The 16,583-nt window shown below is 54.1% G+C and carries 12 protein-coding genes; 1 reads left to right on the forward strand and 11 read right to left on the reverse strand.

Features of this window, described 5'->3' with window-relative positions; translation table 11 throughout:
- Positions 1-17 precede the first annotated feature (17 nt).
- The 8 genes from M0D42_RS12265 to M0D42_RS12300 form a co-directional block, all read right to left on the reverse strand.
- Positions 18-1,148, reverse strand: a complete 1,131-nt coding sequence (locus M0D42_RS12265; RefSeq protein ID WP_265018897.1) for a mandelate racemase/muconate lactonizing enzyme family protein — start codon at positions 1,146-1,148, stop codon at positions 18-20.
- On the reverse strand, positions 1,148-2,239 hold the full coding sequence (locus tag M0D42_RS12270; RefSeq protein WP_265018898.1) for an alcohol dehydrogenase family protein: 1,092 nt from the start codon (positions 2,237-2,239) through the stop codon (positions 1,148-1,150). Before M0D42_RS12270 ends, M0D42_RS12265 begins: the two co-directional genes overlap by 1 nt.
- A gap of 10 nt (positions 2,240-2,249) precedes the next feature.
- On the reverse strand, positions 2,250-3,353 hold the full coding sequence (locus M0D42_RS12275; RefSeq protein ID WP_265018899.1) for a mandelate racemase/muconate lactonizing enzyme family protein: 1,104 nt from the start codon (positions 3,351-3,353) through the stop codon (positions 2,250-2,252).
- A gap of 98 nt (positions 3,354-3,451) precedes the next feature.
- Positions 3,452-5,278 (reverse strand): BCCT family transporter, encoded by a 1,827-nt coding sequence (locus M0D42_RS12280; protein WP_265018900.1) that lies wholly within the window; start codon positions 5,276-5,278, stop codon positions 3,452-3,454.
- A gap of 22 nt (positions 5,279-5,300) precedes the next feature.
- Complete coding sequence (locus M0D42_RS12285) at positions 5,301-6,575, reverse strand: NAD(P)/FAD-dependent oxidoreductase (RefSeq protein ID WP_265018901.1); 1,275 nt, start codon at positions 6,573-6,575, stop codon at positions 5,301-5,303.
- Positions 6,572-7,597: an Ldh family oxidoreductase gene (locus M0D42_RS12290; protein ID WP_265018902.1), complete on the reverse strand. Its 1,026-nt coding sequence runs from the start codon at positions 7,595-7,597 to the stop codon at positions 6,572-6,574. Before M0D42_RS12290 ends, M0D42_RS12285 begins: the two co-directional genes overlap by 4 nt.
- Before the next feature lie 69 nt (positions 7,598-7,666).
- Entirely contained in the window at positions 7,667-9,184 is a 1,518-nt protein-coding gene (locus tag M0D42_RS12295; protein WP_265018903.1) for a trimethylamine methyltransferase family protein, read from the reverse strand.
- Positions 9,185-9,199: 15 nt separating this feature from the next.
- Complete coding sequence (locus M0D42_RS12300) at positions 9,200-11,653, reverse strand: GcvT family protein (protein WP_265018904.1); 2,454 nt, start codon at positions 11,651-11,653, stop codon at positions 9,200-9,202.
- 187 nt (positions 11,654-11,840) lie between these two features.
- Here M0D42_RS12300 and M0D42_RS12305 point away from each other — a divergent pair, with 187 nt between their 5' ends.
- The gene (locus tag M0D42_RS12305; RefSeq protein WP_265018905.1) at positions 11,841-12,725 is read left to right on the forward strand and encodes a LysR substrate-binding domain-containing protein; all 885 of its coding nucleotides are present in this window, start codon (positions 11,841-11,843) and stop codon (positions 12,723-12,725) included.
- Between the two features lie 206 nt (positions 12,726-12,931).
- Here the strand turns inward: M0D42_RS12305 and M0D42_RS12310 are convergent, their stop codons facing one another.
- The 3 genes from M0D42_RS12310 to proX form a co-directional block, all read right to left on the reverse strand.
- A complete protein-coding gene (locus tag M0D42_RS12310; RefSeq protein ID WP_265018906.1) occupies positions 12,932-14,485 on the reverse strand; it encodes a trimethylamine methyltransferase family protein in 1,554 nt (517 codons plus the stop codon).
- 101 nt (positions 14,486-14,586) lie between these two features.
- A complete protein-coding gene (locus M0D42_RS12315; RefSeq protein WP_265018907.1) occupies positions 14,587-15,525 on the reverse strand; it encodes a GlxA family transcriptional regulator in 939 nt (312 codons plus the stop codon).
- A 67-nt stretch (positions 15,526-15,592) separates the two neighbouring features.
- Entirely contained in the window at positions 15,593-16,582 is a 990-nt protein-coding gene (gene proX / locus M0D42_RS12320) for a glycine betaine/L-proline ABC transporter substrate-binding protein ProX (RefSeq protein WP_265018908.1), read from the reverse strand.
- Position 16,583 lies beyond the last annotated feature (1 nt).

Consider the following 16,583-nt stretch of genomic DNA (forward strand, 5'->3'; position numbering starts at 1 on the left):
CCTCTCCCTGCAATTCGTCAGGCCCCACGACCCCAGGACATGATGGGATCACCCAGAAGGTCTCGGTTGATTGCCACGCCCAGCCCCGGAGCTTTTGTCGGCATAACGCCTCCATTCTCGATCGGAGCATGAAACTGACCGGTTGGAATATTGATCATATCCCGGGTGTCCAGGATGCAGCGCAGAAGGCTTGTGGGTACCGTGGCTCCCATGTGCACTATGGCCGCGAAAGCCAGAACCGAACCGGTTGTGTCCTGAACAGACATGCTCAGACCTGTGGCGCGGCAAATGTCGCGCTGGCGCCGAGACCGTGTGAGACCACCCGATTTCGTGATTTTCAAGCCAATGCCATCTGCTGCATCTTCCGACACAAGCAAAGCCACATCTTGGTCCTGCTGGATCAATTCATCCAAAATGATCGGAACAGTCGTACGCCTGCGCAGCGACAGCGTTTCTCGCCATGTGGCACAGGGGGCTTCCAATACGAAATCCAAACCCTGTGGCAGCGCGTTCAACATTCGCAGTGCGGCCTCAGGCGTTAGACCGCCGTTGGCGTCAACAATGAAATATTCGCCGGATTGCCGATCTGCTAAGGAGGCGACGATCCGCTCGGCATCCAGTAGCGGTCCCCCCTCTTCTTCAGAAGCACCAACTTTGATGGAATGACCGAGATAGCCTTTGGCGCGATGCGCTGCGATGCGCGCACGCATGTCTTCAGGGTCTCCGGCATAGATCGAACTGATGATCGGCAAAGGCGTACCAGTTGCACCACCCAAAAGCGTACAGACAGGCAGGCCCACAGATTTACCAAAGAGATCCCAGCAGGCTACGTCCAGCGCGGCTTTGGCGTGGTTGTGCCCTGTTAGTGCTTCGTCCATAGCATCGTTGATGCGTTCAACATCTCGCGGATCGCGCCCAATCAAATGCGGCGCGATTTCTTCGATGCCGGCGCGGACGCCCAAGGCATGTGCGGCAATATAGTTTGATCCAAAAGGTGTGCTTTCACCCCAACCTTCTGTTCCGTCATCCGCTGTTAAGCAGACAAAAGTGCCATCAAAGCTGTTGTAAACCCGCCCACCCGAAAGCTTGTAGGAGCCTTGGGCGTAGGGCAGGTCTACTTGATATACTTCAATCGTCTCAATGCGCATTAGCTGTCCTGCGGTGGGATCAACACCAGCTGCCCGGTGTGCTTCTTGGTCAGGAAGTCTTCTTGCGCGCGAGCGATGTCGCTCAGCGGGTAAGTTCCAGCGACCACCGGACGAATTTCACCAGCTTCGATGTATTTAACGAGGTTCTCGAACACGACGTCTTCCTGAAAAGTGCAGCCGAAGAGTGTCAGGTCTTTCAGATAGAGCGTGCGAATGTCGATTTCACAAATCGGCCCAGCAATTGCGCCCGCTGTTGCATACCGTCCGCCCCGGCGCAGAACGTCTAACAGGCTTGGCCACTTCTCTCCTGCGACCAAATCCACAACAACGTCAATTGTGCCTTCGCCGAGTTCTGCCACCAAGTCTGCATTGCGGTCTAGCACGCGGTCTGCACCAAGCGCTTTAACCGCATCCGCTTTGGATGCCGACGAAAGTGCGATCACTGTCGCACCGCGACGCTTGGCCAGCTGAACCGCGGCGGAACCAACCCCCCCGGACGCGCCTGTGATCAGCACAGTTTCCGCGCCTAAGTTGGCCCGATGCAGCATGTTTTCCGCAGTGGAATAGGCGCAAGGAATGGCTGCGAGTTCGATGTCGTCCCAGTCACAGTTTACCGCATGTGTTTCGTCAGACCGGGCCACGCAATATTGCGCAAATCCACCGTCTATTTCACTTCCGATGGTCAGGCACTCAAATGGGCGGTCTTCGGCATGGTGGCGTTGCATGTTACGCACGATGACACGCTGCCCAATACGAGATGCGTCCCCACCCTCACCGACAGCGACGATTTCACCGCAGATATCTGCACCCTGGATACGAGGCAATTGAAGCGCTTCGCCGGACCAGGTTGCATCTTCCTCGTTTACGCCATCAAACCCGCCTGCGCCGCCAGCATCAGTGTCTGTTGTCACGGATTTGGAATACCAACCAATGCGGGTGTTGATGTCTGTGTTGTTCACACCGGCCGCCAGTACGCGGATCAGGACGTCATCCGATGTCGGCACGGGTACCGCGACATCTGTGCGGTACTCCAGTTTTTCCAATCCACCATGACCGGTTAAGTGAACCGCGTGCATTGTCTGTGGGATCATTCTTGTCTCCCTAGAACGAGGCGATTGGGTCGCCAAACAGTGTTTCATCCGGCTCCACGCCCAGACCCGGACCGGTTGGCCTCTGGATATGGCCGTCTATGATTTTGATACCGTTTTCAGGATCATAGTGACCTTCAATGTAGGGGGCTGCAAGCCAAACACCTTCGTTGAGTTGCGGTTTTACGGTCGCGCCAATTTGCGTGCAGGCGGCGGCTATAATGTCTCCGCCCCAACTGTCGTCGCACGTGTGCGGTAGGTTTCGGGCTTCACAGATGTCGCGGAAAACCCGCATATTCTGCAACCCGCCAATGCGGGTGACCTTCATACCAAAGCCATCCACCAATCCGGTGCCAACGGCGGAGATCACCGTATTCAGATCTATCGAATTTTCATCCATATAGATGCCGTGACTGACTTGAGAGCGAATTTTCTCAAGATCCTGGATAGTATTACAGGGCTGCTCCATAACAAATGGAATTTCCGGGCATTCACGGCTGACCCGTAGAGCATCTCGTGTTGTCCAGCCTCTGTTTCCGTCCACGGCAAGGCGCATGCCAGAGCCACCTATTTGCTCCCAGACCTTCCGGATGGTTTCGATATCGATTTCGACAGGGCGGCCGCCAACTTTGACCTGCAGCCGCGGGTATCCTTCATCAAGTTTTTCCTTCGCGAGACGTGCAATGTCATCCGGTGCACCCACGCCTGTGGCATAATAGGAAGGCACGCGATCGGTCACCGCACCGCCTAGCAACTCTGCCACGCTCACCCCAAGCTGTTTGCCGAGTAGGTCGTGAGCTGCAATATCAATGGCAGCTTTCGCGTAGTTATGTCCGTTTAGCAGACCAGCCATCGCCCGATTGAGAGATACAGGCCAAATATCCGCGCCGATCAGACCCTTAGCCATTTCCACTAAGGCTGCTCGGGCACCGCCTACATGCGCTTCCGCGTAGGTCGGGCCAATGGGACAGGTCTCCCCCCACCCAACATGACCACTATCTGACACAAGTTTCACCAATGTAGTGTCGAGTGACCAAACCTCTCCGCTTGCCATTGTGTAGGGGCCGTTTTTAACCGGGAGATCATGTGAATAGATATAGATCTCGCTGATTTTCATGCGCGACGTGCTTTCTTGTTTGTCCGCTGGACGGGTTGAAACTGAACTCTGGAATTGGTTCGGCGATGGTACAAACACCGCCGAACCAGGTATTTAGGTTACTCAGCAGGTGCTGTGCCCTCGGCTTCTGTCTTCTCGCGCTGACTGTCGCGATAGAGCGCTTTCGCAAGTGCGACCATCATCAAGCCCATCACCATTGTGAATGGCAGAGCGCCGATGATCATTGCGTTTTTGAGTGCATCCAGCGGGTTGTTTTCGCCAGCTGCGACGATCAGCGTGCCGATCACCGCTGTCAGGATCAGACCCCAGATAATGCGGTGTTTGACGCCGGTTTCCTGAGCGCCACCAGACATAATAGTGTTCATCACCAGAATGCCTGAGTCCGCGGAGGTCACGAGGAATGTCATGATTAACACAACGCACATCACAACGATGATGCCATAAAGCCCTTCACTCAGGATGTTCTCGAGCGCCACAAACAGTTTGTTTGTGGTTGATGCCGCTGCAATGGACGGATCAGCCAGGCCGGCCACTTCCAAATCAACCGCTGTGCCACCCAGGATGGTCATCCAAGCGAAACAGACCAACGCAGGTGCGATAACGCAGCCAAGGATGAACTCGCGAACTGTGCGACCCTTGGAAATACGTGCCAGGAACAGACCAACAAATGGCGAGAATGCAATCCACCAAGCCCAGTAGAAGGTTGTCCAACCGGCTTGCCAACCGAACAGGCGACCATCGGCACCCGCAGCATAAACGGCTTGCAGTGTGGTATCGTCAAGCTCCGCAGCTGCACCTGTTAGACCAGACTTGAACCCATCAAAGCTGCCCCAAGCATTGGTTGCGCCACCGATCAGATCATCCGCCAATGGTTTGGCTGCTTCTGGCAGACCCGCTGCAAATTCGCTCGCCGCTTGTGGGCCGTAGGCCTCAAACGACAACGATATGAAATGCATGATGTAGTCGACCATTGCGGTAGCGTAAGTCGTCATCGCAAACAGGAATGAGCCGAAGATAATGAAGGTCAACAGTAAGATCAGCGACAGCACCATGTTCAGGTTGGAGAGGTATTTCACTCCACGGCCAACTCCAGAGACAGCAGAGATGATCGACAGACCCATAATAATTACGAGAGCTGTGATCAGACCAACCGTACTCGGAGCAGGTACATCGCCGTTCATGTTGACCAACCAACTCATGTTGGTCACGGCATAAAGACCATCAACAAACTGCGAGACACCGAAACCGATGGTCACAGAAACACCAAGGATTGTCGCAACAACACCCAAAACGTCCACGATGTGGCCGATAAAGCCATTTGCAGCAGAGCCCAGAATTGGGGTCAGCGCAGACCGGATGGTCAGTGGCATACCACGGGTATAGGCGTAGTAAGCCAGCGACAGACCGGTGATCACATAAATCGCCCAGGCGTGGAAACCGTAGTGCAGGAAAGTGTAACGGAACGCGGATTCAACGGCCGCTTCAGAGCTGCCTTCGACCGCGCCCGCGACCACAACCGGGTTAGAGCCCCAAAGCCCCATAGGTTCCGCCGTCGCATAGACCATAAGGCCCACGCCCAGACCGGCGCCAAACATCATGGAGAACCAGGAAAAGTTTGAAAACTCAGGCTTTTCTCCCGGTGTACCCATGACCTTACGGCCCGAATATGGCAAAGCTGCTACGATGAAGAGAAAGAAAGCAAACAGCCCGACAATGATGATGTAGAATTGGTTGAAGCCCTCTAGCAAGGACCAGTTCAAGCTACCCAACGTGCTGTTAGCATTCCCGGGCCAAATTAGGGCCCAAAGCACCAGTGCAACCATGATCCCCTTGGATATCAAGGCGATCGGCAAACTCGCGTCTTTATAAAAACCGTCATCCTCAGTTTTTATCTCAAGCTCCGTAAATGGAGGTTTTATTGACATCACATTACTCCCTGTTCCTTTTTTAATGTGCTCCGTGAGGAGAGTAGTTTTGTCGCCTGGAAAAACGGTCCGGATGGAACGCTTCGATGGCAACATGCGGCGCTCGCCCTGCAATTTCTGCAGCCACAAGACGACCAGTTGTTGCGCTCAATGTCAGGCCAAGTTGGCCGTGACCCGTTGCAAACATCACGTTGGCAAGGCGAGCGCTGCGACCGATCACAGGTCGCGTATCGGGGGTGAAAGGGCGCCGTCCCATGCGGCGTTCTGAGTTGGTTGTGTTCAAGCCGGGCAACACGCGGCGTGCGTGGTTCACAAGAACCTCTGCACGACGCCAATTCGGCTTTGCATCCAAATTCATAAACTCGGCGGTGCCAGCAACTGCCAGCGCATCCTGATACGGCGTGATCCCAAAGCCGCCCTTTGGATAAAACACGGTGTGTTTCAGATCGACGCCACTTTCCGGCAATAGCGTTGAATAGCCAGCGAGCCCTTCGACAGGCAGGCGGATACCCAATTTGCGCGCCAGCATTTTGGAACCTGTCCCAGCGGCAATCACAATCTCGTCGGCAAAGATATCTTCGCCGTCGGTAGATCGCACTGACCGAACAACCGAGCCGTCGCGACTGAAGTCAGCAACAGCTGCAGATTTTACAGTGCCGCCCCGCGCCAGAAACGCTTCTGTTAGCCGCTTTACAAGCTGAACAGGGTCAGTGACATAGCTCCAATCACGCAAAATTGCGGCGTGCTGAAAATCACCCGCGATGGCCGGTTCCATATTCTTGGCTTCCTGACCGGAGACTTCGTCGATGGTGCAACCCATTTCGCGAGCCAGATCAAAAGCCGCGCCCATCGTGGCTTTGTCTTTATCGTCGTCAAACACCTTAAGTATCGGACGTTCCACAAGAACTTCCGGATGACCAATATCTGCCGCGAGAGCCTTGAAATCATCCGTGGCTTGAAATGTCAGCGTCGCAAGATCCGCTGCTATTGCCCGCATTTTGTGAGGGAACGAATTCAACGTAAAACGTGTGAACCAAGGTAGCAATCCGAGAAAAGACGTTGGACGCACGGCCAGCGGTGCTTCGGGATCCATCAGCCAACCAGGCACCTGCATCAGCATTTTGGGTTGCGACAGAGGCACGATTTCTCCTACGGCCAGACACCCGCAAGACGCCCAGCTGGCCCCTTCCCCAATAGGTCCGGGCTCCAGCACCGTGACCTCATGCCTATCACTCTGCAAAGCGAGCGCGCAGGAAATCCCGACGATGCCGCCGCCTATGACTGCAATATGTTTCACTCAGAAGTTCCTGATGTATAGCCAAGTTCGGCCAGAAGTTCAGAACTGACTTCGACACCTTCAGCTTCCGCTTTGGTGCGTTTGCCCAACCGACCATCACCCGGAATGCGCGCCGTACCATTGCCATCAATCGCACCGCATATCTGTGCCACCGCGGCATCAAACCCTGCGTTTCCGAAGCGGCTTGGATCAAGTGCGATCAGAGTTGCACCGCCTTTCACGTTCAACGCCCCATGTGCCAACCGATTTTCATTGTCGATCGCCAGAGTTCCGCCCGCCAAAGCCGCGCCCAGAACTTCAACCATAAATGCAATCGCTGCGCCTTTGTGCTCCCCAAACGGCAGGAAGCTCCGCGTGGTCATAATCTCATTCGGATCTGTGCTTGGGTTCCCATCGGTGTCGAGACCAGCTGGAACGGGCAGCTCATGCCCCTCGGCGGCAGCCATCTTGATGTCCATCATGGCGGCCATGGATGATGCTTGATCCCAGACGATAGGCGGTTGGCCAGGACGTGGGCAGGCAAAAGACATCGGGTTGGTGCCAAAGACGGGGCGGACACCACCTTGAGGCACGACCATGGAAAGCGAATTCACAACGCCTATGGCGACAAGACCTGCCGCTGCCAAAGGCTCTGTGTCAAATCGAAGACCGCCCAAGTGATGGCAGTTGGCACAAGTGAATGAGGCAATGCCTTGTTCACGGGCAATAGCAATCAATTCATCGCGCGCGGCAGCGGCTGCAAGCTGATAATAACCATTGTCGCCATCGCCGCGCAGAACACCGGGAGCGATCTTCTCGATTTTTGGAGAAGCCGAAGGGTTGGCATAACCAGACGTGAAACTCTGAACGTACACAGGCAGCATTCGAAGGCCATGGCTGCGTGGCCCGTCCCTTTCGGAGCTCGAAACAATTTCAGCTATTAGGTCGCTGCCCGCTGCATCCATACCTGCCCTAACAAGCACGGATTTTGCCAACTTGCGGATCTCGTCCAACGACAGAATTTGTGTAGACGGGTTTGTCATTCTCTAAGTCCTCTTACGCATTTACTCAGGCAGCGCTGGCAATTGCCCGCGCGCCCTTTGATCAGTGGCTTAGCTATACTCGGCCCGTTTTTTCGCAACAAACTCATTGAGTTCGCCACGTTTGTCCGGCGGCATGTAGGGCTCAACGTAAGTGTCCAACATGCGCTGAGCCTCTAAAAGACCGACAGTTTCGGCATCTTTAGCGCCCTCTGCTTCCCACTGCTCAAAGCTGTCGTTGTTTTGCAGAGGGTTCATGTGCATTGGATTTTCGCGCGTATGATCGGTGCCGAGGAAGTGCCCGCCAGGGCCGATTTCGGCGATGTCATCCAAAATCGCGTCGAGGTTTTCTTCGGCAAGGCCGCTGAAGAAACGGTGGAAATTCTCAAGTTGGCGCGCGTCCTGCACCCATTTTGAATAGCTCACACCAAGCGCACCTTCGAGGAAGCCAGCGGAGTGAACAATGTAATTGCAACCACCAAGCAACACCGGCCACATGGTGTTGGCAGTGTCAAAAGCCGCCTGCATGTCAGGCGATTTGGATCCCGTCCACATGGTGCATGTTCGCCATGGCACCCGATAGAAACGCGCCATCTGACCAACTAGAAGGTTCATCAAACCCGGTTCTGGAGACCCCATCATGGGTGCACCGGTTTTCATGGAAACACCCATGATCGCTACACCAAGTACCATTGGCGCTCCGCGCCGGATGATCTGGCTATAGGCCATACCCGCCAAAGATTCCGCGATCAGCAGAGCCACACCGCCTTGTGGGCTTGCAGGTGTTGAAGCGCCCGCAAGAACAAAGGGAGAAAGCAAGCAAGGTTGGTTCGCTGCTGCATAAACACGCAAGCTTTCCAACATGGTTTCATCCCAAACCAGAGGTGTATTGCAATTCAAAAGCGCGGCCATCACCACGTTATTGTCGACAAACTCCTCACCAAAGACGATGCGTGTCATGTCAACGGAATCCCGTGCGGCCTGTTCAGACAGCACAGATCCCTTGATCGGTTTGTCAGTTAGGGTCAGGGCGGCGTGAACAAGCTCCAGATGTCGCTGTGGCACCGGCACATCCTGCGGCTCAACCGGAAGAATGCCAGGGACCATCATGGACTGGCTCATCTGGCTCAACTTGAAGAAGTTGTGTGCATCTTCCAGCACTGAGGGGCGGCGTACACCGTCTAAGCCGTAGACAAAGGGAGCGCCGTAAGCATTGGCGAAAACAGAGTTGCGTTTGCCCACTTTCAACGAACGCTCAGGATTACGTGCTGCATAGTCCCATTCTTCTGGCACTGTGGAAATCAGATCCATAAGCATGTCACGACCAATGCGGACACGCTCCCCGTCAACTTTCGCGCCGTATTTCTTCCAGTCAGCCAATGCGACCGGATCACGGAACTCGATACCCGTGGTTTCTAGGATCGTCATAGCCGCGTTGTGGATTTTCTCCACACCTTCGGGACCCAACAGATCTATCGGACCGACTTTTCGATTCAATGTAGACAAGTAGACTGGCGGCGGATTGGTGCGGGCAGCCACCCGTGCAGCGCGTCCACCACGGGCTGATCGTTCTCTTGTTTGAGTGTTCATCGCTATAACTCCGGACTATGCACGCGCGCGAGCGCTGGTTGGGTCAACGGCACAGGTGTCGATCACTTCGGCATCGCGCAGCTCTCCATGAATTTTCACCTGCATTTGAGTGCCGGGAGCCGTCAGCTCCTGCGGAACAAGCGCCATGGCTATGTCGTGCTGGCAGTAATAGGAGAAACCGCCTGAGGTCACTCGACCGACGATTTCGCCGTCTTGGTAGACCGCTTCATATGCAATCACCGAAGTATCGCAGAATGGCAGTTTAAGAGTGACAAGTGTATTGTACCCGCCCTCTTCTTTCTGCTTCAGCAAGGCCTCTTTACCGATGAAATTGCGTTCACGAACGACGCCCTGCACCTTTTCTGTCATCGCCACGAAACGACCCAGATCGGCCTCATATGGCGTCATATCTTTGCAAATCTCACGGTTGATCGCGCGATAGGACTTCTCCAGTCGCATGGATTCCAGCGCCAGTGCCCCGAATGGCCGCACGCCTGCCTTAAGAAGCTGTTCCACGATATGGCGGTTGTAGTTCACAGGGTGGTGAAGCTCCCAGCCGAGTTCACCTGTGTAGCTCACGCGCAGCAGGTGAACGCCTTTGGCAAAGCCAAACTCACCCTTTTGCGCCGACAGCCACGGGAAAGCTTCGTTGGACAGATCATTGTCGGTGAACTGCTGCAGGATTTCGCGGGACTTCGGCCCAGCCAAAGCAACAACACCCATCTGTTCGGAAATGTCTTCCATCACAACAGAGCCATCTTTTGGCATCAGCTTGGACAGTTGATCCCAGTTGTAGACCTGACCGTTGGGCGTCGAGACAAGATAAAAATCATTCTCGGCATAGCGCACGATGGTGTATTCGCCATCCATGCCGCCACGTTCATTAAGCAGCAAAGACAGAGTCATACGCCCGACCTTAGGCAGCTTGTTGGCCATGATGCTGTCAAGCCATGTCGCCGCGCCGGATCCACGCACTGTGAATTTGGTCATCGGTGACATCTCGATGAAGCCTGCTTCATCACGCGTCGTCTGAACCTCGGCTTCCACATGGTCCCAGGCGTAGGTGCGGCGGAAACTATGCGCGGGGATTGCTTCTTCTGGGGATGGCGCAAACCATTTTGGGAATTCGTAACCGTTGTAAAGTGTCCAAACGGCTCCCTTCTCGGTCAGCAGATCATAAGATCCCACAGTGCGCATCGGGCGGGCAGAGTAAAAATCTTCGCCTGGGAAATGCGCATGCATATGCGTTCCCCAAGTTTCACGCACTTTTTTCATTGTCCAACGTTTGGACGCGAAGTCACCAAATCGACGCGGATCCAGCTCAGACATGTCGATGCCCGGCGCGCCTTTCAGGATCCATTGCGCCAATTGGTTGCCAACAGTGCCGCCCCAAAGGATGCCGCCCGGCATACCTTCTGCGAGCCAGAGATTGTCATGGCCTGGCGCCGGTCCGGCCAATGGCAATTCGTCCGGCGTCATCTGGAAAGGGCCACGGGTGTTGGCTTTGATACCAACTTCACCCAGCATCGGAACGCGTTCAATGGCGCGTTCCCATTGCGTTTCCACGGCTTCGAAATCTTCTGGCAGCAGGTCCGCGCCAAAGGTTGGGGGAACGCGATCCTCGGCGAAGAGCTTCAGGTCTTTTTCGAACTCATACGGGCCAAACTGAATGCCGCCGGTGTCTTCACGCAGATATGCGCCATAGTCTTCATCGCGCAGGATCGGGAATTCTGGCAGACCCTGTTTTTTGCGGTCGACCAGCATAGGCACAGTTTCCGTGGTCCAGTACTGGTGCAAAATTGGGATGCAAGGCAGATCAATGCCGACACGGCGCGCGTTTTCGCGTGCGTAGTTTCCTGTGGCGAAAATCAGATGTTCACAGGTGATTTCGCCTTGGTTGGTGGTTACCTTCCAGTGACCGTTTTCCAGTTTTTCGTAAGATTGCGCTTCGGTGTTTTGATAAATCGTGGCACCCGCATCGCGCGCAAGTTTTGCCATTGCCTGTGTAATGTCGGCCGGGTTCACATAGCCATCTTCTGTATGCAGAATACCGCCTTGAATGCTGTCGCTCTGGTTCAGGAGGGGATGTAGTTCCGCAATTTCTTCCGGCGTTACAAGACGGCATGGAACATCAGCTGCCTCAGCAACCGACAGGTAGCTTTGAAACTCGTCCCAGCGTTCCGGCGTGTTGGCCACGCGTAGTTGGCCAACTTTGCGCAAGCCAACGGAGGCACCCAGTTTCTCTTCAACTTCAGAATAAATGCGAATGGTTTCCAAAGTCATTTTGGAGACGTTGTGAGACCGCACGAAGGTCACCAGCAATCCTGCTGCGTGCCAGGTTGAACCGGATGTCAGTGTTGTCCGTTCCAGCATGACGGCGTCGTTGCAGCCGTGTTCTGTCAGGCCATAGAGAATCGAAGCGCCAACACAGCCTCCTCCGACAACAACTACCTTTGCATGTGATTTCATAGGGATCTCCGTTGCACACGCCCTTCTGCAAGGGGCGCTACCATCAGCAAAATTTGAGCATATTTTTTGCCTTCACCGCTGGCCTTGCAACTGCAAAAAAAGTAAGCTTGAGATACTTGAACTAATTCAAGATTCACCCACAGCGTCGTGTTTTAGGGCGAACCATTCAACACAAGGAATACTGACCTTGCCCAATCGCCCCTATGATCTGCCCTCATCAAAATGGCTGGTGTCATTTGAGGCCGCAGCGCGAAATGCCAGTTTCAAACTGGCGGCTGAGGAACTTGGTGTGACACCGGCAGCGATCAGTCATCAGGTGAAAGCCTTGGAAAGTGACCTGAACTGCGAGCTCTTTCACCGTTTTCACCGCGGCGTGGAACTGACCGAAAGCGGAGCATATCTTCTGGTTTCCCTGCAACGCGCTTTTGAGGGCATCAACGAGTCACTGTCGCAACTGCGGGCGCAGCACCGGCGGTCTTCTGTAGCCATCGGGTCGACACCTGCGGTCAGCTCCCTCTGGCTTACCCCGCGCCTCGCAGAATTCTGGAAAAGCCACGGGCATATCTCTGTCGCTCAGATCGTCAGTGACATGCCTCTTGATACGCCGGCCTGTGATATCAGCGTTAACTACGGTGATATGACACGCGAAACCCTGCCCTGCCGCCACCTTTTTCACGGCAATATCTCGATCCTAGCCAGTCCCCGTTTTGCCAAAAAACACAATGTCGAGGACATTCAAGATATGTCAGGCGTGCCACTGATCCAGCTTGCCGATGGACTGGCTGAATGGATGAACTGGCAACAATGGAGCAAAGCCAAAAATTTCAAAGGCACGCTCAATATTGAGCACAGAGTCAACAACTACTCCATCGCCTTGCAGGCGGCTCAAGACGATATGGGCGCTGTGCTGGGTTGGCACAGCTTGACAGCGGAGTTGCTTGAATCAGGTAAATTGGTGCGCCTTTTGCCTGACTCCGTGAATACAAATCTGGGGTTTTATCTGAAGCTACACAACGAAAACTCAAGCCGCGCCAGACGCGTGTTTGAATGGCTTTCTGAATCGGCCATATAGTACACAACCAATTCTATTTGCGGGGCTGAAATATCATTTGCATCGCTATTCTATCGAACCGATGGTTCTTAATATCTACCAACTGTGTCCCAGCAAAGACTTGGGCAAGCCCAAATGGCACATTCCGAAAGCCCATCCAAACGGAATTAATTATGTATCAGATGGGCTTTCTTGATGTGAAAGCGACTTCGAGCTAGCGATGTACGTTAGTATTCCTGATTGAGTTCAGCAGCAGCCGGAATTTCTCTTTCACGGCGCGCAATATACTCCAGCAGCTCCTCATTCTTGGCAATATCCAGTGTCGGTTCCTGGTATTCACCAAGCAGTTGCCGCGCATACTTGAGAGCTCGTTCAGTGATCTCCACTTCGCCTTCCGCAGTCCATTGCTCAATTGAATTGTTGTCAAAAAGCTCCGGCATGAAGAAAGCTGTCTGAAAGTTTTCTTGCGTGTGCTCATGGCCAAGGTAGTGACCACCCGGACCAACGTCAGACACAGCTGCAACGGCTTGATCAAAGTCGTGCCATTTCGGACCCTCCGCCATGCGATACGCCATAGCGCATTGTTCTGCGTCGACAACAAACTTTGCGATTGAGCAGTGCATGCCAGCTTCGTTCCAGCCCGCTGAGTGCCAAATGTAGTTGGCACCTGCGTGCATAACGGCGGAAAGCGTTGTACTGCTTTCATAACCAGCTTGAGCATCGAAGGTCTTTGCGCCGCCCAAGGTGTTGGATGTACGCCAAGGCACTTCGTAAAAACGGGCCATCTGACCGATCATGAAGTTCATCAAGCTGATTTCCGGGGTGCCAGCCATAGGAGCACCAGATTTCATACTGACGGTGGACAGGTAATGGCCATAGATGGCAGGGGCGCCTTTGCGGATAACCTGAGTGTAAGCCAATGCGCTCAGGGCTTCTGCATTCAGCTGAGCGACCGTAGCTGGCACACTGGCTGGAGTGTTTGCGCCACCCAAAACGAATGGGGAGCACAGCACTGGCTGTTTGCGTTTACAGAAGGCCCGCATCGCACCCAGCATGGTCTCGTCCCAAACCAGCGGCGAGTTGCCGTTGCAGTTGCCAGTTGTGACGGGGTTTTCTTCCATGAATTCCTCGCCAAAGAGGATGGCGCACATGTCCATGACGTCTTCGGCGTTCTTTGGGCTTGTGGTCATGCCCATGAACATCTTGTCGGAATACTTCATCGACGAATAAGTAATGCGCAGGTGACGCTGGCTGATCGGATGGTCGTAAGGTTCGACAATATGGTGCGCTGAGCTATTGAGCGCTGGCATCATGTGGCTCAATTTGTGGAAGGTCGCCAAATCTTCCATCATTGGGTTGCGGCGAACATTATCGAGGTCACGAATGAAAGGCGCGCCTGTCATTGGCACGAACACAGAGTTCCGGCCACCGAGTTTAACGTTATTCTTGGGATTCCGCGCATGGTAGGTGAATTCGGACGGAATCGTCGCGATCAGATCCATCACCAAGTTGCGATCCAGATACACCATCTCATCGACAACCTTGGCACCAGCCTTTTTCCAATCTTCCAAGGCAATTGGGTCACGGAATTGCACGCCGACATTTTCCAGAATGTCCATCGATGCGTTGTGAATGCGCTCAACCTGCGCACCGTCCATTACTTCGCAAAGCGGCAGTGTGTTGGTCAGGCCGGGAAGCATGTCAAAATTCGTGGCGGTACGGACGGCTCGGCGAGCGGAGCGGCCACCGGCACGAGTGCGCGTAGCTGATTTCTGGGTCATTCATGGTCTCCTTTAGACAGAGACTCGCGGATTCTTTGACCCGCCTCGTGCTGATGGGCGAAGAGTCCTTGCAGAAACCGACATTTATCCGGGAAGCAGCTTTATTTGTATCGCTGCATAGATGGGCTAACGCCGTAGGCCGTGCGATAAACTCGGGAGAAATGTCCTGTGGTTTCGAAGCCACAGGCAATGGCCACATCGATTACGGATGCTTCGGTTTGCATCAGCAAATGCCGAGCGCGCTCTAACCGCATTTCCAGGTGGTATCGTTTGGGAGAGGAATTCAGGTAACGACCGAAGAGACGCTCTAGCTGACGGGAAGAAATGCCAATATCCTTGGCAATATCTGCGGGTGAAATGGGGTTTTCTAACGTGTCCTGCATGATTTGCAGGGCTTTCGCGAGATGTCGATTACGCATGCCGTTGCGCGCTTGAAGCGAGACACGCTGTTCTGCTGAAGCATTGCGCGCACCAGAATAAACCATCTGGTCCGCCACATCCATCGCGAGGCTGCTGCCATGGTCCATTTCCACCCGATGCAACATCAGATCAGCCGTGGCCGTCCCACCCGAAGCGGTGACATATTTCTCGTCTGATACAAAGACGTTGCGCACTAGATTCACTTCGGGAAATTCCTCCATGAATGCGTCATGAAAATCCCAGTGAATGGCGGCCTGCATACCGTCCAGAAACCCAGCCTTTGCGAGGATCCATGCGCCGGAGCATAGCGCTCCGATCGGATTTCCCATGGCGCGTTGTTTGCGCAGTGTGCTGATCAAATGGGCCGACGCATGCTTCTGCATATTCGACCCAGAAAGCACAAAAAGCTGATCGCATTTAGGAACTTCGTCAAAGTCGCCATCGACCTGCATTACGATACCACCGGAACAGGTAACCGTCTTTCCGTTATCAGAGAGGAGCGTCCATTTATACAATTCCTCTCCACTGATCATGTTCGCGATGCGGAGCGGTTCCACAGCGCATGAGAATGCCAGATTGGCAAACTCTTCGACCATTAAGAAGACAATATGTTTCGTCATCGTAGTTTGTCCGCAAATAAAAGGGCGAAGTGGCACGTGCCACTTCGCCCTTCAGATGTAGCAAAGTTTATTGTGCCGCTGCGCGTGCTGCCGCTAGCCAGGAATCATACTCTGCTTGATTGTCAGAAATCCACTGGCTTACATGCCGGTCGATATCGTCGGAACCATCCTGACCGTCAGAGATTAGCTTATTCTGCGCGGAGATATCATTGATGGAAATCTTCGCCAATTCAAACAATTTCGCTGCTGCTGGGTTTGCACCCAGAAAGTCGTCAGTTGCAACTACGCGAATGCTGTCGACTGCAAAGCCAAGGTCTTTGCCCTCAAATTCGGTGTTTGCTGTCGCGCCATCTGGCAGGGAGCTGTATGGCACCGCCAGCCATTCAACGTCCTCACCTGGCACCAATGCACCGGATACCCAGTAAGGTGTCCAGGTGTAATAAAGGATGTTTTCGCCAGCGCTGCTGCGGGCAATGGTGTCAGCGATGATGGCGTTATATGCGCCTTGGTTATGTGAAACGGTGTCACGCAGGCCGAATTCCGTCAGCTGGTGCTCAATGACGCGTTCACAACCCCAGCCCGGCACACAGCCCGCGAGGTCGGCAGTGCCGTCGCCATCAGCGTCGAACATTTTGGCGACTTCCGGATCCTTCAGATCACCAAGGTTTTGAACACCCGCGTCATATGCCGACTTGTTGATCAGATAGCCTTGCAAAGCACCGTCAACCAGGGTGCCGACTTTCTCAAGAACTGCATCTCCGCCAGATTCTTCAAAGAAGTTGTTGTGCAGCGCATTCCAGTGAACGGCAGTAAAGTCGCCATCACCAGTGCCCAGTGCAAGGTGAATGGTCTGATATTCAACCTCTTGTGGTTCAGCCACAGTGTAACCAAGGTCTTCAAGCGCGCGGAACAAAACGCGGTGCTGGAAGGTTTCTTCCAGAGATGGCGCCATAATCGGACGTACGTCGACGCCTTTTCCTGGCATGCTGTCCGCAATTGCTGCGCCGCCCATCAGGGTCGTTGCAAGCAATGTTGCGATTGCTGTTGTTTTTTTCATA

The sequence above is a fragment of the Cognatishimia activa genome (genome assembly GCF_026016445.1).
Lineage (GTDB): Bacteria > Pseudomonadota > Alphaproteobacteria > Rhodobacterales > Rhodobacteraceae > Cognatishimia > Cognatishimia activa_B.